This window comes from Gordonia rhizosphera NBRC 16068, from assembly GCF_000298195.1.
Lineage (GTDB): Bacteria > Actinomycetota > Actinomycetes > Mycobacteriales > Mycobacteriaceae > Gordonia > Gordonia rhizosphera.
Genome location: NZ_BAHC01000120.1, coordinates 52,580 through 73,812, shown reverse-complemented (window position 1 = coordinate 73,812; position 21,233 = coordinate 52,580). Strand labels below are relative to the sequence as shown.

Below are 21,233 nucleotides of genomic sequence, written 5' to 3'. Positions count from 1 at the left end.
TGACCGCCGTCCGGGCCGCCGCGAAACGGGCCGGCGCACAGCCCGATTCCATCCACTGCGAATACTTCGAGATCTGAGCCCATCATGCGACGCATCACTCTCTGGCTGCTGATGACGGTCACGATCGTCGTCCTGCTGTTCAGCTATCACACTTCGACGAACCAGTCGACGATCCCGTCGGTGGCCACGGTCACCGGATCGGCCGCCACCGAATCGTCGTCGTCATCGAGTTCGGGGACCGGACCGGACCCCGACTCCGCCTCGGGCGCCTCCGGGTCGGACACCTCCACCTCGGACCAGAGTTCGGTGTCATCCGGCGGCACGTTCACCGGTTCGGCAGTGAACACCAGGTGGGGTCCGGTGCAGGTGCAGATCACCGTGGCGGACGGCACCATCACGGAAGTGACCGTGCCGGTCTACCCGGCGAGCGATCAGCGCGACATCGAGATCAACTCGCGGGCGCTGCCCATCCTGATCCAGGAGACCATCGACGCGCAGAGCGCTCAGATCGACATGGTCTCCGGCGCCACGGTCACCTCGGTCGGCTACATCCAGAGCCTCCAGGAGGCCATCGACCAGGCGAACCTGCAATGACCGCGCCGACCGCTCCCGGCGACACGGTGAGGACCCGCGCGTGGGTGGAACACATCATGGGCATGCCCATCTCGATCCACGTGCGCGCCGAGGATCCTCGACGACCCGACGTCGAGGCCGCGGTCGCCGCGACGTATGCGGACCTCCGTCGGGCGGATGCGACGTTCAGCACCTGGGACACGGACAGCCAACTGATGCGCCTGCGGGCGGGCACCTTCACCGGCGAGCGCGACGCATGGCTCGACGACGTCGCCGCCTGGTGCGCCGCAGCGGAGCGTGCCACCGGAGGCGCGTTCACCACAGATCTCGTCGGACCCGACGGCACACGAGGCTGGGATCCGACCGGGCTGGTGAAGGGCTGGGCGGTGACCGAGGCCGCCGCGCATCTGCGCCGCCTCGAGGGAGTCGCCTTCTCGATCAACGCCGGCGGCGACATCCTCTGTGGGCGAGGGCCACAGACACCGGCACGCCCATGGCGGATCGGGATTCAGCATCCCGGCAATCCGCGGGCGATCGCCGCCACCGTGGAGCTCGTCGACGGTGCCGTCGCCACATCCGGCACTGGTGCCCGCGGCACCCACATCATCGATCCCCGCACGCACACACCGGTTCAGGACACCGGATCGGTGACGGTCACCGGGCCGGATCTCGTCTGGTGTGACATCTGGGCCACCGCCTGCTTCGTCGATCCCGACTGCCTCACCCGGCACCCGGATCGCATGAACTATCGGTTGGCGCGACTTCCCGCGTGATGCACTGCACTTGCCACCGGCAGACCGCTGTCACATCAGGGTGGGCACCATGGGGTCGATCGGCACCTCGATGAGAGTCGGGCCATCGCGATCCCAGGCCGCGGCCAACGCGTCGCGGACGCCGCGGGCAGTGTTCACACGAACCCCGGTGACACCGTATCCCTCGCCCAACGACACCGAGCTCAGGCCGGGGATATCGAGACCCGGAACCCCCGGGCTCTTCTCCTGCACGGCGAACGCCTTGAGGATCGCGTACTCGTTGTTGCTCGGGACCACCACCACGAGCGGCAGAGCGTACCTCGCCGCCGTGTAGAGCGCTTGGATCGAGTACTGCAGAGACCCGTCGCCGATGACCGCCAGCACCGGACGATTGCGTCCGGAATCACGTTCGGCCAGTGCGATCCCGACGGCGGCCGGCAGGTTCCATCCGAGCGCGCCGCTGGCGAAGGTCCAGAACGCGTCGGGTTCGGTCACCGGCCATTCCGCGTGCAGGTCGGCAAGATTCGAGGGCGATTCCTCGACCAGCACGGTGTCGGTCGGTGCTGCCGCCCGCAGCACGCGGAACAGCGACCGTGCCGTCAGCTCCGAGTCCTCATCCGGGTCCGGCACATCGTGCTCAGCCGGCGGATGCGGCGCCATCCGATGTGCCTGGGTCACCACCGTCGCCTGCGTCGAGCGGGCTGCGACCAGGCTTGACAGTGCCTCGAGAGCGAGGACCGGATCGGCGATCAGACTGTCCCCGACGGGTGCACGTCCCGATTCACCCGGATCCGAGGTGATGTGGAGCAGCCGGGATCCGTCCGGAATGTAGGGGCCCCCGACCCACGGGTAGTAGCGGAACACCGGTGCACCGATGACCATGATCAAGTCATGCCCATCGAGTCTCTCCGACAACAACCCTTGGGCAAACGGCAATCCTCCGGCGTAGAGAGGATGATCCTCCGGGAACGGCGGACGTTCCGAAGCGGGCGCCGCCCACACCGGCACACCGAGCTTGTCCGCCAGGGTGACGGCCTGATTCCACCCATCGCCGCGTGCGACGTCGGCACCGAGCACCAGAACCGGATTGGCCGCACTCGAGATCGCGCTCGCGAACTCGGCGATCCGCGCCGGATCGGGTGCCACGCGCAGCGTCACCCCGCGGACCACGGTCGGAACTGTCGACGGGGCATCCCAGTCGTCGAGCGGTAGCGACAGGAAGACCGGCCCGGCCGGAGGTTGTGACGCCACCGCGTAGGCCCGCATGAACGCGGCCGGAATGTCTTGCGGCCGTACCGGCTGATAGGACCATTTCACCCATGGCCGGGCCAGGATCTCTGGCTGTGCGTTGACCAACCATGGCTCCAACAGCAGCATCTCGCGGGTCTGTTGACCGGCCGTCACAATCAGCGGGGTATGGTTCTGGGCCGCCGTCAGAAGAGTGCCCATCGCGTTGCTCAGACCCGCGGCAGTGTGCACGTTGACCAGCGCCGGTGAGCGTGTCGCTTGTGCGTATCCGTCCGCCACGGCAACCACACTGGCTTCGTGGAGCCCGAGGATGAAGCGGAAATCGTCCGGGAAACCTTGCAGGAAGGTCTCTTCGGTCGAACCCGGATTCCCGAAGACCGTGGTCAATCCCAATTCGCGCAGCAGGCCGTAGGTCGCCTCGCGCACACTCGGAACATCCATGAATGCCCGATCCCTTCACGTCGACCTCGACCGGATCACGGCGACGTCGCCAGGTGATCCTCCGTGCACCGACGATGCCGTTCGGAGTTCGACATGTCCGAATTGCAACCTACCAGACCGTGCACGGTCGGCTGGGCGTTTTCGACCGTGCGGTCGCCGTCCCGGCGCGCGGAACCCCAGTACCATCGGCAGCATGTTCACGAGGCTGCTCCTGGTGCTCACTGCCTTCCTCGCCGTCGTGGCCGGAGCCGGAACCGTCGTGGCTCCAACGGCGTCGGCACAGGCCTGTCCCGATGTCGAGGTGGTGTTCGCACGCGGCACCGTCGAGTCGTTGCCGCCGATCGGTCTGACGGGCCTTTCCTTCGTCGAGGCTGTGCGCTCGCAGCTGCCCGGCCGGTCCGTCGCCGCCTACGGCGTGAATTACCCGGCAAGCAGCAACTTCGGCAATCGCCTCGCCTTCGCGCAGACCGTCGTGAACGGTATCGACGACACCCAGGGGCGGATCAAGTTCGTCGCTGCCACGTGCCCACGCACCCGCATCGTGTTGGGTGGCTATTCACAAGGTGCGGTGGTCGCCGGATACGCTGTCGGCGAGCGGGTTTCACTCGCTCCCCGATACGCGCAGTACGCATCGCGGGTCCCGGCACCGTTGACACCCGCGGTCGCCCGCCACGTCGCCGCGGTCGTGCTCGTCGCCCCACCCTCGGCCCGCTGGCTGCGCGACATCGGAGCGCCCGCACTGCGAATCGGTGTTCCGTTCGCCGACCGCACCGTCCGGTACTGCATTCCCGGCGACATCGTCTGCGACGGGGCACCGGTTGGCCGGCCCAACGCCCTGCACGTCCTGTATTCGGTCAACGGGATGATGTTTGACGCCGCGCGATTCGTCGCGGCCCGTGTGTAGAGGACCGTCACACCGGCAGCTGCGCCCCACTCGATCGGCGCAGGTCCGAGAACGCGCGGATCGACGTCGACATGGCGGTGGCGGTCGGGCGGGAATCGCCGCCCGCCTCGGTCTTGGACACCATGATGACGTTGTCGACATAGGGCTGAATCGTGCTGGTGTTCTGCACCGTGGCGACGATGATCAGCTGGAAGCCGAACTTGCGGAACGCCGACAGCGCCTGCTGCGCGAACTGCGGATCCGACTTCGAGAACGCCTCGTCGAGCATCAGCTGGGCGAAGATCGGCCGGTTGTCGTCACCGTTCGGGCTGGCCAGGTTGAAGCTCAGCGCTCCGGCGAGACAGAACGCCATCAGCTTCTCCTGCTCACCGCCCGAGTTGTCGCCGGCGTTGCTGTAGGTGCGGATCGTCTCGCCGGTCGCCGCGTCGTGTTCCTCGCAGTAGAAGTCGAAGCGGTTGCGGACGTCGAGGGCGTCGCGCGTCCACTGCCGGTCCTCGGGTGTGGCGCCGGCCAGCCGTGCGCGCAGCAGCAGGATGTCGGCGTACTGCTCGAGGATCGCCTGTTCGTCACCGAAACTGACCGCGGTGGTGCGCTGGGCGATCTGGCGAGCCTTATCGGTGAGTTCCGCCACGGCGGTGAGGTGTTTGCGGCCCGGACGCAACCGCAGGCGGCTGCCGCGGTTGAACGCCACCGCGCCCAGGCCGGAGTTCACCCTGTCGATCTGTTCGACGATGCGCCGTTCCTCCGCGTCGGCGGCCATGTGCAGGCTGAGGATGGCGCCGGGGGCCTGCTCGGTGATCAGTCGCCGCATCCGTTCGTAGGCGGCGGGCAACTCACGCTCGTCGATACGACGGCAGACCGCGACGTAATCGTGGATGCGCTCATCGAAATCGTCGCTGTCGTTGGGGATCGCGTCGGGGAACTCCTCGTCGTAGGTATCGAGGATGCGGGCGAGTTCGTCGCGGGAGCGCCGGGCGTCGGCACGCATCCGGTCACGGTCCTTGGTGACCGCCTTCATCAGCTCCTGCCGGAACGGCTCGGGTGCGAGCACGTCGAGCGTGGCCGCGGATTCCTCGCGGAATCCATCGAGGGTGTTCTCCGCCTGCGCCGCAACATCTTCGGGTGTGAGCCGGTCCATCAGGTCGAGCAGGCGGGTGCGCCGCTCGTCGTGGGTCGCGATCTTGTCGCGCACCAGGGCGGCCTGCGAGATCGCCGCCCGGACCTGCTCCCAGAGATCCTCGGCCTTGCGCTGCAGCGCCTCGATGTCGGGGTGCTCGGACATCAGCAACTCGTACTGCTCGGTGAGCTGATCGACGCGCTCGTCGGCCGAATCGGTGTCGATCTCGCTCCACTGGGTGAACTGCTCGCATACCCGGCGGTAGGCGTCGCGCCGCTGCTCCTTCTCGGTGCGCTCGCGGTCGAGGGCCGCGCTGGCCTCCCGGGCGCTGTCGTAGGCGTGCTGCTCATGTTCGAGTTCGGCCTGCAACGCCGCGATCTTCGCGTCGACGTTCCCGACGAAGATGTACTGCGAGGGCCGCAGCGCCATGCGGTCGTCCTTGATCGCGAGCTTCGCCGAATCCTTGCGTAGGCCGGTGTCGGTGACCGCCTTGGCGTGGTCGGTGAACTCGGCGGGGTCGTCGACGCACGTGTGGTTGCCGAGCCGGGTCAGGATCGACAGCGCCTCGGCCGAGCACGGGTGGTCGGGGTCGACGGCACGCAAGGTCGCGGCCAGCGTACCCGGGTCGGGTGTCGGAGCCGGCCGGGTCTCGGCGTGGTGCAATTGGATCCGGCCTCGCATGTCGTGGGTGTTCACGAACCGCAGGGCGGCGCGGAAGTGCCTGTCGGGCACCAGGAGCCGCAGGCCCGCATTACGGAGGACCTTCTCCACCGCCAGCCGCCAGCGTTCCTGGTCTCCACGCAGCTCGACGAGCTCGGCGACGTAGCGCAGCTCGGATTCGTCGATCTGCAGGGCGTGGGCGATCATGCGGCGCATCTCGTGTTCGGCGCGCGGCAGCGCCGACCCCGCCTGCTGCACCCGACTCAGCTCGGTCTGGGCCGCGTCCCGTTGCGCCCGGGCGGCGACCTCGGTGGCCAGGGAATCGGCGAAGTGTCCTTTCCCGGCCTCGAGTTGCCCGTCGATGCGGGTCGCGTCCTGGATCAGGGTCGCGCGCAACGACCAGAAATCCTCGGCGTCGTCGGGCAAAGCACAGCCGAGCGCGGAGATCTTGTGCTCGTAGCTCGCGCGCCGCAGGGAGACCTCGTTGCCGACCTTATGCGCGGCGGTGAGTTGTTCCTGCAGCGGGGCGAGATCGCCGGTGGAGGTGGCGATCCGCGACAGCAGATGACTGTGGTCGGTACGCAGCTGGTCGTGCTGCGCGGTGAGCGCGGACAGATCGGCGTCCAGGCGCGCGATCTGGTCGTCGAGGTCGGCGACCTCCGGTTCGGCCGTGCGCAGGCGGAGGTTGTTGAGGTAGCTGCGCACCGCCGCGGAATCGATGGTGTCGAGGACGGTGAAGGTGGCCGCCTCGGTCACGTAGCGTTCCTGCACGGTCTCGATGTTGCCGAGGATGGTGCGTTTGCGGCGCGCGATGTCGAGCAGTTCCCGGGCCTCGACCAGCGGATCGATCTGCTCAAGGGCGTCGGAGATCCCGACGATGCTGGTCGGCTCGTCGAGCATGAACTCGCGGACGAACTGGGCGAGCCCGCCGACGCTCTTGAGCGACTTGGCCTTGCCCAGAAGTTGTTGTGCTGCTTCGGAACCGCGGATGCCGATCAAGGAGTACAGGGCGGTGAGGTACTTGCCCTCGCCGGGACCGCCACGCCAGCCGCGGTCCCGGAAGCGGGCGGAGTTGTAGTTGCTCGCGGCCCACTCGTTGCAGACCTCGACGATGTCGACGTCGCCGTCGGAGATGAAGTAGGAACTGTGGGCGTCGGTCAGCTTGCCGGCGGCCAGCCACTTGAGGACCAGGCCGGTGATGGAGGTCCCCGAACTCGAGGTGTAGGTGACGGCGATGGCCGCCCACGCCGGGCCGGTGCCCCGCAGGTACATGATCTCGCGGTGGGCGTTGGTCCCGTCGCGGCGCTCACCCCAGGCGCCGCGCACGTACTTGCCGACCGTGCGCCGACCGCTCGACGATCCGGCCGCGGTGGCGTCGCCGGAGGCGTTGAAGTTGCGTCGGTGATCGGGCAGGAAGGCCAGCGAGATCGCGTCCAGCAGCGACGACTTGCCGCTCCCCGACGATCCGGTGATCAGCGACCCGTTGGGGCTGAACGGGATCGAGTGATAGCCGTCGAAGACCCCCCAGTTGATCAGCTGCAAGCGGGACAGGTGGTACTGGTCTGCACGTCCGCTCACCAATCGTCTCCCTCGTCCTCGTCGCCGTCTTCGTCCAGGTCGGGACCGCCCGTCCCGGTTGCAGGGTCGACCTCGTCGCCGGTCTCCCCAGCGCCGATGAATTGTTCGAACTGTCGTTGCAGGTCGGTGATCACCGAAGCCGTCATGACCGCCGAGATGACCGGGCTGACCGTGAAGGTGTCCGGGTCGTCGCGGTGCTTGCGGAGGAACTCCATCTCCTCGAGCTTGTCGATGGCGCGGTCGATGCGCCGGTCGAACAGCGCCAGGTCGCGGTCGATGGTGTTGGTGACCCCGGCGAACAGTTCGTGGATGTCCTCACGCGTGATCGTGACATGCTCGTCGCGTGCCGAGCGGACATATCTGGCCAGGTGCAGGGCCAGGATCGCATCATAGGTCTGGATCGTCTCTCGTTTGAGAAGTCTTCTCCCCCATCGTGACTCGTAGGACGCCTGCTCGACGAAGGCGACCTCGAGTTCGTCGACGATCCGCAGCCGCAGGTCGAGTTCGGACAGGCGCACGCGCAGCGCGTCCTGATACTCGACGACCCAGGCCCACAGCTGGGGATGGCGGTCACCGCTGACGTAGCGGCGGGTCAGCAGATTCTGCAGCGCCCAGCACGCACGATCGGTCAGTGCGCTGTGGTCACCGTCGAAGCGCGGGACCTTCGGGGTGTCGTCGTCGGTCCCACGCGTCGGGACGGCCGGGAGATCGTCGTAGCCGGCGAACTCGTCCGGGGTCTGGAAGTCAGTGGTCACAGTGCGTCGACCTCCGCGGTCGGAATCGGTTCGGTGAACGTCAATGCGGGAACCTCGATGACGCGGTCCTCCCCTTCCAGCGACCGGAATCGCACGACCTCGGGCCGCCGGTCGGCGTTGCCGGGCTGTTTGAGCGCCCACGACCACAGCACGATCACGTGGGCGAGATACGGCTCGCCGATCCGCTCGAGCACGTCCGACAGGGCGACTGGCCCTGCCGCCACCGCACTGTTGACCACCTCGGTGAGTTCGACCGTGTCGACCTGACCGGCCAGCGACGCGAAGGAGGCGAGGTCGGCGCCGCCGGTCGCGGGCTGCACGGGTGCAGGCGGGGCCGGATCGCGGATCTCGAAGGCGAGGCGACCGACCGAGGTGATCGCGGGTGTCGCGAGCGGCAGTTCGTAGCCGAGACGACGATCGGTCAGGGAGGTCTTCAGCAGGTCGTTCGCGGTCGCGAGCGCGTCGTTGAGCTGGCGCGCGACACCGCGGCTCTGTTCCAGCGTGCCGGTGGCGACGAACCGGCGGATCCGGCGGGCGCATCGTTGACGCGTTTTGCCGACCTCGGCCATCTGCTGGGTGACCAGGGCGAAGAAGTTGTCCATCACCGAGCGGAGTCCAGCGTCGATCCCGGGCAACCGGTGGGTGACCGTGGAGATGTCGGCGGCGAGGCGGGCCCGCTGCTGCGGGTCCTGGATCATGTGCGCGAACGCGTGATAGGAGGCGCTCTGCGACGATTCGAGCAGCGATTCGTAGTCGTCGAACATCTGCCGCTGCCGATCGCGGTAGGCGAGGTCCGAATCGTGCGGGTCGTCGAGCAGGGCGGTGGTGATCCGATCGAGCATCGTCCCGTACTGGCCGATGTCGGAGATGATCTGTTCCATCTGATAGGCGATCGCCCGGGCCTCGTCCTCGGCACCGCGCAGGTCGGGGTCGGGTCGCAGGCCGGCGTCGAGTTCGGCCAGCTCGGCATCGAGTTCGGAGATCTGATGGGTGATCTCGTCGCGGATCTGACGGGGGTCGTCGGTCACCCGACCCGCCACCCGGCGCAGACCTGCCGCGACGCCGTTGATCGAGCCGCCGGTGGCGACACTGTCCTCGCGGCGCAGGCGCCGCACATAGTCGAGGACCGATCGGGCCTCCGAGGTCAGGTAGCACAGATTCTGGGTGCTCGGTCCGGCCGAATCGGTGATCCGGTGCAGCCATCCCTGCTTGGCCCACGACTTGATCAGGTCGAGGCCGCTGGACTGATCGTCGATACCGAACTCGGCCAGGTCGCGTTCGAGTCGGATCGCCAGCTCGGTCTCGCCGAGCCGGGCGCCGAAGTCCAAGTGGCGTTCCATCAAGGTCCAGTACAGGGCGGCGTTGTTCGCGGCGAACAGCCTCACCGCCGCCGATTTCTGGATCGACCGATTCGCCTCCCACGCCTGTCTCGGCGTCGGTTGCTCCGCACTCTCCATCGCCGCCTCACGAGTTCCCCGGGGACAAATGACCCGAGGTAGTGTCCCATGCCCCTCGGACGTGACCGGCGACACCTACGCGGTGTGTACGGTCGGCCGGCTCGGGGCTAGCTCCGGTGTCCGCGCGGGCGTCGTCGGGAGGCGTCGCCGGGCGGGCAGTCGGCCGGACGCAACGCCCATGCCGGCACCCAGTGGGTCACCTTCTCCTGCCGGTCCTTGGCGGCGATCGTGTAGGTCACCTTGCCGTACCACGCGCCCCATTCGTCACGGCCCCACTCGGTCAGGACGCCGAGGTGGACCGACCGGATCTGCAGCCCGTCGGGGTGGTACTCGCCAGAGAAGTGCGGGGCGTTCGGGTACAACGCGTTCAGGTCGATGAGCACGGCCTTGTGGCCGACCCGTACGAACGCCGGCGGGCGCGGCTGGCCGCTGTCGCCGCCGATCCACTGCATGCCCACATCACGATGTTCGCACATTTGTTCGAACGCGGGAATGCAGCCGGGGACCGGCGGGCCCGGCCGGCTCAGCCCGCGTCGGCGGCCGGTTTCGCCTCGACCAGCTGGACGAGGTTCCCACAGGTGTCGTCGATGACGGCGATGATCGCGGTGCCGACGTCGGTCGGCGGCATGGTGAACACCACGCCCTTGTCGGTCAGGCGCCGGTGTTCGGCCTCGAGGTCGTCCACGGCGAACTGGACGAGCGGGATGCCGTCGGCGACGAGAGCGTCCCGGTACGGTTTGACCGCGGGATGACCTGCTGGTTCGAGCAGGAGTTCCGGGCCGTCAGGGGATTCCGGCGACACCACGGTCAGCCATGAGGCGGCACCGAGAGGGATGTCGTGGTGCTTGATGAACCCGAGCACGTCCGTGTAGAAGGCGAGCGCCGCGCGCTGATCGTTGACGAACACGCTCATCAGGTTGAGCCGCATCGGTCGGGTCCTTTCGTCGGCAACATCCTCAGTATCTGCCGGGCGCGTCCACGACGCTTCATCGGGATCAAAGTGATTCGCCCCCAGGCCCGCTCGGGCACCGATCCCCGCCCGGCCCGCGTGCTCACGCGGGGACGGTGGGTATGGTCGGATCCCGACGGCGCGCCGCGCGGCGGCCCCGGCACTACCATGACCACCATGGTGATGGCCGATCGTCCCGAGGTGCAGACGGCATCTGCGCCGGTGACCGCCCTGGCCGTGGTCGGACTCGCCGAGACCATGCTGAACGGCCTCGCGCGGGTGCCGTTCCGCAAACCGTGGCAGGGGCCGAGCGGCCTGCTCGACAATCTCGGGCGATCGGTCACGCGTCAGGTGATCCGCTCGTTCATGGGCTATTCGGTCAGTCTGCCGATCAAGGAGTTCCGGTCGATGGAGAAGATCCTCGACGAGATCTGCCGAGCGGTGATGCCCCCGTTCGTCGGCCTGCATGACGGCGTCGAGATCGTCGACGACACGATCGGTGGTGTCCCCGGCATCTGGTGTCGCGCGAAGGCCAGCTCCGACGCGTATGTCGACGAATCGGCCGACAAGGAGGCGATCGGCGCGACGATCCTCTACCTACACGGGGGCGGCTACATCGGCACGTCGCCGATCATGTACTCCGCCTTCGCCGCTGCGCTGGTACGCCACACGGGCGCGGAGGTCTTCATCGCCGACTACCGGATGGCACCGGAGTTCCCCTTCCCCGCCGGCGTGCTCGACGCCGCCGACGTCTATCAGGGGCTGCTCGATCGCGGTGCGTCCGCCGAACACCTCGTCGTCGCGGGTGATTCCGGCGGAGGTGGGCTGGCCACGTCGCTGGTCTCCTATCTGCACACCCGGTCGATGCCGGCACCGGCCGCCGTGGCGCTGTTCTCGCCGGAGGTCGACCTGGACCTGAGTCGGCCGTCGGTGATGGAGAACGCCGAACTCGACATCATCCCCTGGAATGTGCCGGTCATGCCGTATCTGCAGGGTGTGCAGCCCAACGACAAACGTGTCTCGGCCGTCTACGCCGAACCCGATCCGGACTGGTTCCCGCCGACCTTCGTGTGCTGGGGTGCCGACGAGATGTTCCGCGACGGCATCCGTGAGTTCGCCAAACGCCTCGAGGGTTCCGGTGTGCGGGTCTATGCCATGGAGGAATACGGCATGTTCCACGTGTTCCCGATCCTCATGCCCTGGGCGGAGGCCTCCAAGCGCATGTTCCGCGCACTGGGTGAGCTCTCCGGCCGCCACGTCACCCCCGACCCGGCCGCCGAGCAGACACACTGAACTCCGCGGCCACCGTCATGGAGATCCGTGACGCCCACCGAGGCGACATCGCCCCCATCACGGCGATCTACAACGACGCCGTCGAACACACCACCGCCATCTGGAACGACCGCACCGTCGACACCGCCGATCGCGAAAGGTGGCTGACCGACCGTCAACGCATCGGCTATCCGGTGCTGGTGGCGGTCGATGACGGGGAGGTCTTGGGGTATGCCAGTTTCGGTGATTGGCGAGCCTTCGACGGTTACCGGCACACGGTCGAGCACTCGGTGTACGTCCGCGGCGACGCCCAGGGCAGGGGTGTCGGTCGGCTGCTGATGAACGCTCTGATCGAGCGGGCGCGCAGCCTCGGCAAGCACGTCATGGTCGCGGGCATCGAGGCGGGCAACATCGGGTCGATACGACTCCACGAGAGACTCGGCTTCACCCGGGTGGGGCTGCTACCCGAGGTCGGCACCAAGTTCGGGTCCTGGCTGGATCTGGTTTTCCTGCAACTGATCCTCGACGCCCGGACCGACCCGGACAGCAGCCAGATCGTATGAATCCGGCTCCGCCAGGCGGAGCCGGATTCATACGATCGGCATGCGCGTGGGCCGACCCCGCTCAGTCGACGAGATCCTCGTAGCGGAACTCCGTGCCGATCGGTGTGTGGTTGCGGTGGGCCTCCGCCTCGCGCTGCTGCAGTTCGACGCGGCGGATCTTGCCGGAGATCGTCTTGGGCAGCTCGAAGAACTCGACACGTCGGACCTTGAGGTACGGCGCAAGATGATCGCGCGAGTACTCCAGGATCGTCCGGGCGGTGTCGGCGGTCGGTTCCCAGCCGGCGGCGAGTGCGATGTAGGCCTTCGGGACCGCCAGCCGGGTGTCGTCGGGCTGTGGCACCACCGCGGCCTCGACGACGGCGGGATGTTCGATCAGCACACTCTCCAACTCGAACGGCGACACCTTGTAATCCGAGGATTTGAACACGTCGTCGGTGCGGCCGATGTAGGTGATGTAACCGTCCTCGTCGCGGGCGGCGACGTCGCCGGTGTGGTAGTAGCCGCCGGCCATCACCTGCTCGTTGCGTTCGGGGTCACCGAGATAGCCGGTCATCAGGTTGACCGGACCGGCGTCGAGGTCGAGGCAGATCTCGCCCTCGTCGGATTCCTTCCCGGTGACCGGATCGATGAGGACCACCGGCACGCCGGGCATCGGCCGGCCCATCGAGCCCGGCTTCACCGGCTGTCCCGGGGTGTTGCCGATCTGCAGGGTGGTCTCGGTCTGGCCGAAACCGTCGCGGATCGTGAGCCCCCAGGCGTCCTCGATCTGCCGGATGACATCAGGATTGAGGGGTTCGCCGGCGCCGAGCAGCTCTCGCAGACCCTCCGGCCGCTCACCGAGGTCGGCCTGGATCAGCATGCGCCACACCGTGGGTGGCGCGCAGAAGGTGTTGACCTTCGCCCGCCGGAGCTGGTCGATCAGGGCCGCCGCGTCGAAGCGGCCGTAGTTATAGACGAAGATCGTCGACTCGGCGATCCACGGGGTGAAGAAACAACTCCACGCATGTTTCGCCCAGCCCGGTGAACTGATGGCGAGGTGGACGTCGCCGGGCCTGACTCCGATCCAGGCCATCGTCGTGAAATGCCCTACCGCATAGCTGATCTGGGAATGTTCGACGAGTTTCGGCCGGCTCGTGGTGCCGGAGGTGAAGTAGATCAGCATGGGTTCGTCCACCGTGGTGTCGGCGGAAAACGGACCGGCGGAGGTGACCGTCGCCGAGTCGGTGTAGGAGATCCACCCGTCCACGTCGCCGCGCACCGCGATCGACAGGTAATCGCCCTCGATGCCGTCGAATTTGGGCGCGTCGGCAGCGTTGGCGATCACACAGCGCGCGGCGCCGCGGTCGATCCGGTCGCGTAGGTCATCGGGCCCGAGCGCAGCGGTCGTCGGCATCACGATCGCGCCGAGCTTCATCACCGCCAGCATCGTCTCCCATAGTTCGACCTGATTGCCGAGCATCAAGATCACCCGATCGCCCTTGGTGATCCCGAGCTGACGAAGCCAAGTCGCCACCCGGTCGGACCGCTCCACCATCTCGTCGAAGGTGACCGTCAGCTCGCTGCCGTCCTGCTCGACGATCCACAGTGCGCGGGCATCGTTGCCGCGGGCGAACGCGTCGAACCAGTCGGTCGCCCAGTTGAATCGCCCGGTCAGCTCCGGCCAGCGAAACTCGCTCACCGCCTTGTCGTGGTCGCCGATGAGGGCGATGAGGTGGTCACGACTGTCCCGGTAGAGGTCGGTGTTACTCGTCATGCGCCTATGATCCCGGTCACACTCCGTCGTGACCACCCCCCGAAGAGGGGCGGCAGGCCGGTGACACCACCCGCGAGCCGACCGGCCCGTCGACCCGTTGCAGGTCAGGCGACTCGCAGGTCAGGCGAAAGGGTCGGCGACCAGCGCCAGGTGCGCATCCAACAGCGCGGGCAGCGAGTGTGTCCACGATGGAGGGTCCCAGTAGGCCCCGGAGGGCTCGCGACGTTCCGCCTCCTCGAGACATGCGTCCGCGACACCGTAGAGTCCGGCCTTGGCCGCCGACTTGCCGTGGGCCTCCCACCAGCTCGAGTACTCCTCCTCGTGGCCTCGCGCGCGCAGCGCCTCGATGTCCCAGTCGCTCTCCTCACCCTCGAGAGGGGTGGGATATTCGGCCATGCCGCGCAACGCTTCGAGAGCACGCTCGGCCGCGTCCGAGAGATCCGGTCGCCGGAGCCGGTCGAGCCGGTCGAGAGTGAGCGTGCCGAAGATGCCGTCGAGCCAGGCGACCTGGAACCCGGCTCCCCAGTCCCCGGGGTCCGAAGCCAGAATCGCCTCGTACTGGCGGCGCGCGGCGACGATGTGCCCGTCTCGCCAGGCGTCGGCGGCGCGATTGTGCGGTGTCATCGCAGGCCCGCCTTGCTGATCGCACTCCAGTCACCCCAGCGACGCTCCTGCGCCGTCGCGCTCTCCTCCATCCCCCGGACGAACGAGTGCGGCGGGGTGACCACGATCGCCTCGACCTCGATCTCCTGATACTCGCGGAAGATACGACCGGTGACCTCGTCGTCGAGCACCCCGACCGCGCTGCTCTCGCCGACCGGCAGCCGCATCGAGTGCAGATGCAGGGCGTTGGGGCCGACAAACGCGCTCAGGGGTCCGAGGTGGGTCTGGTAGTTCGAGATGACCCGCCCGTCGACGACCACCCCGCCGTCGTCGTCGGTGAAGCCCCGCGTCTCGACCAGGAGCCGGTAGTCGTCTCCGAGCGGAAGGTCCCAGGAACACCGACGGTCGTTCGGCACGGCGATGTGCGCGGTGTAGGTCCGGACGACCGGGCGATCGGCGGCCGCGCGGCAGTCGTAGTCGACAACCACCCGGCCGGTGTCGTGGCGGATGTCGGGCGGCGCGCCACCGGCCCAGGGGTGGTCGTCGTCGAGCACTGTCCGGGTGAGTCGGATCAGGGCAAAGCTGGGCACGTGCATGCCGGCTCACTTTCCCTTGAGGTAGCCGTGAGCGATCAGGGCGTCGTGACACCGTCGACCGAACTCCACGTCGTGTTTGATCCGCGCGTTGAGCGGCTTGACGATCTCGTTCTCGATGATCGCGTATACCCTCGGATTTCGGGTCATCTTGCCGTCACCGGCGTCGATCGCCTTCTGCATGGCCGGCGTCAGATCCTTCGCGGTGTCCACCCCCGACATCCTGGCCTGCAACCGCTGAGCTTCCTTCAGGGCCTGCTCGTCGTCCATCGACGTGCCGATACCGCCGCGGAGCTTGTCGTCGATCCTCGGGTTCACGACGTCGTGGGTGAACATCTCGATGTGGTCGACGAGCTGTTTCAGCTGCGAGACGGGGCTGCCCAGCGGGGGGGCGAACGCATTGAGCGCGGCCACGTCGTTGAGCATGCGGGCCACGGTGTAGGCCCGCTTGGTCGCCTTCACCCAGTTGCCATCGGCCGCATACTTCGCGATGTCCCTGCCGAGCGGCTCGAGCAGCCGGGCACGCTCGGTGTCGTGGCGGCCTTCGCGGCCGAAACCGACTTCCTGGAAGCTCTGCCCGACCTTGGGGGTGCCGAACAGGTGCTCGTCGTCGGATCCCTGCTTGACCGCGTCGTAGTTGAGCACCTTGGTGATCTCGCCGTAGGTACCGGCCTCGTCGATCGGGCCGCGCCAGTAGGTGTTCGCCGCTCGTCCCGCGGCCGGCGCGGCGATCGCCTGTGCCAGGGTGAGGGTTCCCGTCGTCCCGTTCTTCCTCGGATAGGTGAGCCGGCCTTCCATGGTCTGTGCGGCGGTGAACCTCACTGCGCTCCCGGCCTTCTTGGCATCGGGCGGGTAGACGCCGACCATGCACCCGTGGAAGGTGTAGCCCAGCGTGCCGTCGGTACGCGGGGCGGTTGCCCTGGTCACGGTCGACTGGATCGCGGCGGCCAACGCGTCCGCTGCCGCATCGGCGGTGGGCGCGACGATCCGGATCGACTCGGACATGTCGACGTCACCCGGGAACGGGTTGACCCCGCCTTGCGCACCCGTGCCGCCGAGCGCCGCCGACGAGGTGATGGTGACGTCGTCGGCCGGGTTGGTGTCGGTGGTCGCCATCGCATCGGCCGCGTTGTGGGCGGCAACGCTCGGAGCAGTGAAGTCCATCAGACCTTCGAGGGTGCTGCGGTACTTCTTCATCTCCGTGCTGTGTGCGCCCGCGGCCTGGTCGGATGCCGAGACCGGGACCGGGATCTCGATCTCGTAGAGGTTCTTGTCGCGGTCGATGACGACCAGTGACGGGTGGGCGCGACGCACGGTCTCCTCCAACGCCTCTCGCCCCTTGGCGAGGGACTGCTCGAGTTGCCTTTCGAGCTCGGCCCTCTTCGCGGGGTCCTTCTCGGCGTCGATCTGCGCCTTGAGGCTCTTGGCGGTCTTCGCCGTCTCCGCGGTGCCCCTGTCCTCGAGTTTCTCGTGTCCTTCCGGCTTGAGCTCACTCTTGGGCGGTACGTCCTGGGTGGTGACCGAGCCGACCGGGTAGTAGTACTTGCTACGTCCCTTCATCGGGAGCTGCGTCCATGATCCGGTCGCGTCGTCATAGGCGTAGTAGCCGTACACCCGCTCGCGGTAGATCGGCATCACGATCACCTGGACGTTCTTGCCGCTGCCCGCGGCCGGCCCGGCCACCTCCTGATTGACCTTCACCGTCTGCGCCTTGCCCGACGAGCCGCTGTTGAGGACCTGGTCCCCGAATTCGCCGGTGGTCGACTCGATTTCGCTGTATCCGATCTTGGCGCCGAGACCCGCGTACGAACCGCCGGCCGACAGTGACCATCCGCCGGTCCCGGACACCTTCTTGCCGTCGGCGGTGGTGACGCTGAACTGATTGACCGTCTCGCTGGTCCACTCCTTCGTCACGGCGCGGGATGTCTCGCCTTGGCTCAGCACCTGCGAGAAGTCCTGGTTGTCGAAGTCCTTCTGCGCATCGATCTCGCGCTCCAGCGCGATCTTGAGCCGCACGCCGCCGGCCTTGCCGACTTCCCTGCCCGCCATCTCCGCTCTGCGCCGCTGATCCTCGGCATTCTGGGCGGGCGACGGCTGATTGGCGGCCTCCACCTTGCCGTCGGCGTCGGCATCGATCGACTCGACGCGCGCCAGGACGAAGGAGCTGACCGGCACCGTCACCCGGCTCTTGCCGGTGACCTCCGCGGTCTTCGGGTTGTGCGGGTAGGCCGTGACGAGGAAGTTCTTCACCTCGTAGACGGGATAGACGTACTTGCGGATCGTGATCGGGCGGCCGTCGGGTGTCGTCGCGTCGATGCCGGTGAACGTGGTCTCGCCGGCGGCCCCCTTGCCACCGGTCGTCGCTCCCCCGCCCATCGTCGCGATCTTGTGTGAGATCGTGTCCGTGTTGGTGGAGCTGAGAGCGAACTCGCCCTCCGCCTTGTTCTTGGCGGCATCCTCGAGCTTGGGTCCGAACCCGAAACTCATCGACCGTGTCAACGTCGTCGAGTCGACGACCTCGCGGCCGACACTCCACCCCGATGTCACCTTGAAGTACTCGGAGAAGCTGACCTTCTCCTTCGCATTGCGTCCGGTGAGGACGACCGGGATCTTCTGATCCATCCCGTACACCGGTCCGGATACCTTGCCGGGTGCGACGGTTCCGCCGTCGACGACCTCGAAGGTCTCGGTCACCTCGATGTTGCTGAACGCCCAGTTGTGCATCGACATCGGCTTCTTGCCGACACCGCCGGTCTTGATCTGCAGGGCCAGGTCCCAGGTGGCGCTCTTGTAGCTGTCGTAGTTCCAGGTCTGCGGCGGCAGCTCGACACCGAAGTTGCCGTCGCGGCGGCTGTTCGCACCCGACGTCGAGGCCCGCAGATGCCGTCCCAGCGGATACGACGCGGTGCTGCCCACCGCCTGCTCGATGAACTGCTTGCCCTGCAGCCCGGTGATCTCCACCTCGTTGTAGGTGCCACCGAAGATCGGATCGAGGTTGTAGTCCTTCGTCCGCTGCACCACCGGCTCGTCGGCGCCGACGGGGGTGGTCTGCGTATCCTCCGGCTTCGTCGGATTGTGCGAGTTGAGCAGCGCTGCCACGGCCGCGTTGCCGGTGGCCCGCTGCAACGCCGGTAGGGCGGCACGATTCAGCGGCCCGGCGGCGAGCCGGGCGTCGTGCGCTGACGGCGACGCCGGCTTCTCCGGGGAAGCCTTCGGCGCCGCGCTCTGTCGATCGCCCGGATCGTTGTCGCGGGTGCGCATGATTCCTCGCTCTCGCTCGAGACCCGGTCAACGATCCCCGGTGCGGCCCGATGGCGGAAGATCCGGACGAACGTGCGGCGGGGCAGCGACATCTGCCCGAAAGGGCAGAGTTGCTCACCGACGTCGCGCGCACCGTGCTCGGCGGCGTGACGGACACTGTGGGTATGTCCCCGGAACCCGGCATCCTCGTCGACACCGACGGCGGACTCGATGATCTGATCGCGATCGGTGTTGTGGCGCAGGCTCATCGACTCTGGGGAGTGACGACGACATGGGGAAACGTATCGGCCATGGCGGCGGCCCGCAACGTGTCCGCGGCGGTGCCCGGGTGCGAGATCTGGTGCGGCGATCGCACACCCCCGAACGCATGGCGTCCATCGGCGGTACACGGACTCGACGGCCTCGGCGGCACGCTCCGGGGCCCGCAGCGGTGTCGGCGGCCGCGGTACGAACCCGGTGCGGCGCAGGTCATCAGCCGGTACGCGCACGAGAATCCCGGCGGCACAGTCCTGTGCATCGGCCCCCTGACGAACCTCGCGCGCGCGATCGAACTCGACGCCGAGGGACTCGGTCGGCTGAGCGCGGTGGTGGTCCTCGCCGGAGTCGGAGTGGGCCGGGATCGGTCGTTGCGCACGATCTCCGATACCAACACCCGCGTCGATCCGACCGCCGCGGTGGCGGTGGCCCGCGCCACGTGGTTGCCGGTGCGGTGGGTGGGTCTCGACGTCTCTCGAGCGGTGCGATTGGGTGTCGACGACCTCCCGCGCAACGGCGTCGTGAGCTTCGAGTCGATGCGTGCCTACGGGCTGCGCCGTCGCCTCGCCGGGCGCGCCCACCCGTGGTCGACGCCCTGTCACGATCTGGTGGCCGCCGCGACCGCGCTGACACCCGACATCGCGACCTGGTGTCACGGTCGGGCGCGGGTCCGTACCGACCACGAGGCGGTCCGGGTCGTCGGCTCGCCGGACATCGATGGGCCGCACCTGATCGCCCGTGGGGTCGACGCGGTCGCGGTGCGCGCACGTCTGGTCGACCCGGGCGCCGACAGCGCCGACACAGCCATCGATGACGTCGACCTGCGTCGACTCAGAAGTACACGACCATGAGTTGGGCCAGGAAGACCTTGAAGATCATGCTGACGGGGAAGAGCACCGCGTATCCGAGAGCGACCCGCTGATCGGGAACCTTACCCATGGCGTAGGCGTAGGGGGCCGGGTTGAGCTGTGATCCCGTGAGCCCGCCCAGCGCGCGGGCGGTGCCGAACTGCAGCAGCGAGCGCAGCGCGAACACGCAGACCAGGGCGTGCGCGGCGGAGATGGTCAGTCCCAACACCACCAGCTGCAGGCCCTCATCGGCGAGCGCGGTGACCAGGCCGGAACCGGCGCCGGTGCCGACCGCCACCAGGAACACCATCAGGGTGAACTGATTGAGGGTGTTCGAGACGTTCCCGGGCAACGTCCACACCACCGGACCCGTACGTCCCAGTGCGCCGAGGACGACACCGACGATCAGCGGTGCGGTGGCGGTACCGAGGACCAGTGTGCCGCCGCCGGGAAGCGGGAGTTCAACGAAGGCCAGGATGAGGCCGATGGTGAGGCCGAGACCGAGCCCGATCGGGTTGATGTCGCCGGCGGTGCGTTCGGAATCCCCGAGGTCCTTGGAAATGTCGATGAGCCGGTCGCGTGGTGCGGTGACGCGGAGTCGATCCCCGCTCTGCAACACGAGATCCGGGGTCGCGATGAGGTCGACGTCGCCGCGACGCACCCGGCTGACCACGGCGTCGTACTTCTCCTCCAGACGCAGATCGTGGAGCTCACGACCCACGTAGCCACGGTTGGACAACGTGATGCGCCGGAAGTCGATGTTCGAGCGGTTCAGCCAGACCTCCTCGGCGGCTTCATGTCCGAGCTCGGCGACCAGCCGCGCGAAGACGTCCTCACGCGCGGTGACGGTCAACAGGTCGCCGGACTCGATGCTCTCGGCATCATGGGCGACGACTGTCTTCCCGCCCCGGGTCAGCCTGGACACCACCGCCTCGTATCGCTTGCCGAGATCGTGCACCGTCAGGCCGGGGTTGCCCACCACCTCCATCGTGCGCACGACGATCGGCGCCACCTTCTCGCGATCCTCGGCGGTGGGCTTACGCCGGCCCACGCCGATCAGGTACGCGCAGGCGAGGATCGTCAGGAACACCGTGATGGGATAGGCCACGGCGTAGCCGATGGCGGGCTCGGGCGGGATCTCCCCGTCACCGGCCAGCTGCTGCTGCACGGCACCGAGAGCTGCGGTCGCCGTGCCCGCGCCGGAGAATGCACCCGCGATGGTGCCGATGTCGAAATCGAGTGCCTTGCCGACACCGAGCGCGGTGGCCGCCATCGCGATGATGGCGGTCACCGACACCAGTACCGGTTTCCACCCGGTGCGCAACGCGCTGACGAACGCAGGGCCGGCGGCGATACCGACCGTGTAGCAGAACACGCACAGCGACAGGTTGGTGACGATCGTCGGGAGCGCGACGTCGGAGTCGATGGCCGATAGCGCGAGCGCGGTGAACAACGCCCCGGCGGGGCCGAAAGAGACCGGTCCGAACGGGATTCGCCCGATGAGTGCGCCGACGCCGACGCAGAAGAAGAGGGTGAGCAGTGGACTCTCGACGAACCAGTGCATCGCATCCCCAGACGCTCGCTCGGAAGGTGCCGACCCTGAGACCATATCGTCTGCCGGCTACCAGCACCGGCGTTTCGCGGCCGACTC

Annotated in this window: 18 protein-coding genes; 6 read left to right on the top strand and 12 right to left on the bottom strand. The window is 67.7% G+C overall.

Going from position 1 to position 21,233, the window contains the following annotated elements; all coding sequences use genetic code 11:
- Window positions 1-146: 146 nt before the first annotated feature.
- A complete protein-coding gene (locus GORHZ_RS31660) occupies window positions 147-347 on the bottom strand; it encodes a hypothetical protein (protein WP_245551429.1) in 201 nt (66 codons plus the stop codon).
- A gap of 13 nt (window positions 348-360) precedes the next feature.
- Here GORHZ_RS31660 and GORHZ_RS31655 point away from each other — a divergent pair, with 13 nt between their 5' ends.
- Together GORHZ_RS31655 and GORHZ_RS14590 are read left to right on the top strand one after the other, a co-directional pair.
- A complete protein-coding gene (locus GORHZ_RS31655) occupies window positions 361-594 on the top strand; it encodes an FMN-binding protein (RefSeq protein ID WP_245551428.1) in 234 nt (77 codons plus the stop codon).
- Entirely contained in the window at window positions 591-1,346 is a 756-nt protein-coding gene (locus GORHZ_RS14590) for an FAD:protein FMN transferase (RefSeq protein ID WP_006334246.1), read from the top strand. Before GORHZ_RS31655 ends, GORHZ_RS14590 begins: the two co-directional genes overlap by 4 nt.
- 30 nt (window positions 1,347-1,376) lie before the next feature.
- Here the strand turns inward: GORHZ_RS14590 and mdlC are convergent, their stop codons facing one another.
- Complete coding sequence (gene mdlC, locus GORHZ_RS14585) at window positions 1,377-3,014, bottom strand: benzoylformate decarboxylase (protein ID WP_006334245.1); 1,638 nt, start codon at window positions 3,012-3,014, stop codon at window positions 1,377-1,379.
- Window positions 3,015-3,207: 193 nt separating this feature from the next.
- Here mdlC and GORHZ_RS14580 point away from each other — a divergent pair, with 193 nt between their 5' ends.
- Window positions 3,208-3,918 (top strand): cutinase family protein, encoded by a 711-nt coding sequence (locus tag GORHZ_RS14580; RefSeq protein WP_040532024.1) that lies wholly within the window; start codon window positions 3,208-3,210, stop codon window positions 3,916-3,918.
- A gap of 7 nt (window positions 3,919-3,925) precedes the next feature.
- Here GORHZ_RS14580 and GORHZ_RS14575 read toward each other — a convergent pair whose 3' ends face one another.
- From GORHZ_RS14575 to GORHZ_RS14555, 5 genes are all read right to left on the bottom strand, one after another.
- A complete protein-coding gene (locus tag GORHZ_RS14575; protein WP_040532022.1) occupies window positions 3,926-7,273 on the bottom strand; it encodes an ATP-binding protein in 3,348 nt (1,115 codons plus the stop codon).
- Complete coding sequence (locus tag GORHZ_RS14570; RefSeq protein WP_006334239.1) at window positions 7,270-8,028, bottom strand: DUF4194 domain-containing protein; 759 nt, start codon at window positions 8,026-8,028, stop codon at window positions 7,270-7,272. Before GORHZ_RS14570 ends, GORHZ_RS14575 begins: the two co-directional genes overlap by 4 nt.
- Window positions 8,025-9,485: a DUF3375 domain-containing protein gene (locus GORHZ_RS14565; protein WP_006334237.1), complete on the bottom strand. Its 1,461-nt coding sequence runs from the start codon at window positions 9,483-9,485 to the stop codon at window positions 8,025-8,027. The genes GORHZ_RS14570 and GORHZ_RS14565 overlap by 4 nt, the downstream gene beginning before the upstream one ends.
- Window positions 9,486-9,592: 107 nt before the next feature.
- Window positions 9,593-9,937 (bottom strand): hypothetical protein, encoded by a 345-nt coding sequence (locus GORHZ_RS14560; RefSeq protein WP_006334235.1) that lies wholly within the window; start codon window positions 9,935-9,937, stop codon window positions 9,593-9,595.
- Between the two features lie 71 nt (window positions 9,938-10,008).
- The gene (locus GORHZ_RS14555) at window positions 10,009-10,413 is read right to left on the bottom strand and encodes a VOC family protein (protein ID WP_006334233.1); all 405 of its coding nucleotides are present in this window, start codon (window positions 10,411-10,413) and stop codon (window positions 10,009-10,011) included.
- A 198-nt stretch (window positions 10,414-10,611) separates the two neighbouring features.
- Between GORHZ_RS14555 and GORHZ_RS14550 the strand changes: the two genes are divergently transcribed.
- Together GORHZ_RS14550 and GORHZ_RS14545 are read left to right on the top strand one after the other, a co-directional pair.
- The gene (locus GORHZ_RS14550) at window positions 10,612-11,727 is read left to right on the top strand and encodes an alpha/beta hydrolase (protein WP_040532055.1); all 1,116 of its coding nucleotides are present in this window, start codon (window positions 10,612-10,614) and stop codon (window positions 11,725-11,727) included.
- 17 nt (window positions 11,728-11,744) lie between these two features.
- Entirely contained in the window at window positions 11,745-12,269 is a 525-nt protein-coding gene (locus GORHZ_RS14545) for a GNAT family N-acetyltransferase (RefSeq protein WP_006334229.1), read from the top strand.
- 61 nt (window positions 12,270-12,330) lie between these two features.
- On the opposite strand, the gene GORHZ_RS14540 is transcribed toward GORHZ_RS14545, so the two are convergent.
- From GORHZ_RS14540 to GORHZ_RS14525, 4 genes are all read right to left on the bottom strand, one after another.
- Entirely contained in the window at window positions 12,331-14,022 is a 1,692-nt protein-coding gene (locus tag GORHZ_RS14540; protein WP_006334227.1) for an AMP-binding protein, read from the bottom strand.
- A 120-nt stretch (window positions 14,023-14,142) separates the two neighbouring features.
- Complete coding sequence (locus tag GORHZ_RS14535; RefSeq protein WP_006334225.1) at window positions 14,143-14,646, bottom strand: hypothetical protein; 504 nt, start codon at window positions 14,644-14,646, stop codon at window positions 14,143-14,145.
- Window positions 14,643-15,221 (bottom strand): hypothetical protein, encoded by a 579-nt coding sequence (locus tag GORHZ_RS14530; protein WP_006334223.1) that lies wholly within the window; start codon window positions 15,219-15,221, stop codon window positions 14,643-14,645. Before GORHZ_RS14530 ends, GORHZ_RS14535 begins: the two co-directional genes overlap by 4 nt.
- 6 nt (window positions 15,222-15,227) lie before the next feature.
- Window positions 15,228-18,479 (bottom strand): hypothetical protein, encoded by a 3,252-nt coding sequence (locus GORHZ_RS14525; RefSeq protein WP_006334221.1) that lies wholly within the window; start codon window positions 18,477-18,479, stop codon window positions 15,228-15,230.
- 50 nt (window positions 18,480-18,529) lie between these two features.
- On the opposite strand from GORHZ_RS14525, the gene GORHZ_RS14520 reads away from it, so the two are divergent.
- A complete protein-coding gene (locus GORHZ_RS14520) occupies window positions 18,530-19,585 on the top strand; it encodes a nucleoside hydrolase (protein WP_006334219.1) in 1,056 nt (351 codons plus the stop codon).
- Here GORHZ_RS14520 and GORHZ_RS14515 read toward each other — a convergent pair.
- Window positions 19,566-21,146, bottom strand: coding sequence for an aspartate:alanine exchanger family transporter (locus tag GORHZ_RS14515; RefSeq protein ID WP_006334218.1), 1,581 nt, complete (start codon window positions 21,144-21,146; stop codon window positions 19,566-19,568). The two genes, GORHZ_RS14520 and GORHZ_RS14515, sit on opposite strands and share 20 nt — an antisense overlap.
- Between the last annotated feature and the right edge of the window lie 87 nt (window positions 21,147-21,233).

Bases quoted from the DNA above. Each gene is read 5' to 3' on its own strand.
- GORHZ_RS14590 (WP_006334246.1), top strand. From the start codon at position 591: ATGACCGCGCCGACCGCTCCCGGCGACACGGTGAGGACCCGCGCGTGG.
- mdlC (WP_006334245.1), bottom strand. From the start codon at position 3,014: ATGGATGTTCCGAGTGTGCGCGAGGCGACCTACGGCCTGCTGCGCGAA.
- GORHZ_RS14580 (WP_040532024.1), top strand. From the start codon at position 3,208: ATGTTCACGAGGCTGCTCCTGGTGCTCACTGCCTTCCTCGCCGTCGTG.
- GORHZ_RS14565 (WP_006334237.1), bottom strand. From the start codon at position 9,485: ATGGAGAGTGCGGAGCAACCGACGCCGAGACAGGCGTGGGAGGCGAAT.
- GORHZ_RS14560 (WP_006334235.1), bottom strand. From the start codon at position 9,937: ATGCAGTGGATCGGCGGCGACAGCGGCCAGCCGCGCCCGCCGGCGTTC.
- GORHZ_RS14555 (WP_006334233.1), bottom strand. From the start codon at position 10,413: ATGCGGCTCAACCTGATGAGCGTGTTCGTCAACGATCAGCGCGCGGCG.
- GORHZ_RS14550 (WP_040532055.1), top strand. From the start codon at position 10,612: ATGGTGATGGCCGATCGTCCCGAGGTGCAGACGGCATCTGCGCCGGTG.
- GORHZ_RS14545 (WP_006334229.1), top strand. From the start codon at position 11,745: ATGGAGATCCGTGACGCCCACCGAGGCGACATCGCCCCCATCACGGCG.
- GORHZ_RS14540 (WP_006334227.1), bottom strand. From the start codon at position 14,022: ATGACGAGTAACACCGACCTCTACCGGGACAGTCGTGACCACCTCATC.
- GORHZ_RS14535 (WP_006334225.1), bottom strand. From the start codon at position 14,646: ATGACACCGCACAATCGCGCCGCCGACGCCTGGCGAGACGGGCACATC.
- GORHZ_RS14530 (WP_006334223.1), bottom strand. From the start codon at position 15,221: ATGCACGTGCCCAGCTTTGCCCTGATCCGACTCACCCGGACAGTGCTC.
- GORHZ_RS14525 (WP_006334221.1), bottom strand. From the start codon at position 18,479: ATGCGCACCCGCGACAACGATCCGGGCGATCGACAGAGCGCGGCGCCG.
- GORHZ_RS14520 (WP_006334219.1), top strand. From the start codon at position 18,530: ATGGCGGAAGATCCGGACGAACGTGCGGCGGGGCAGCGACATCTGCCC.
- GORHZ_RS14515 (WP_006334218.1), bottom strand. From the start codon at position 21,146: ATGCACTGGTTCGTCGAGAGTCCACTGCTCACCCTCTTCTTCTGCGTC.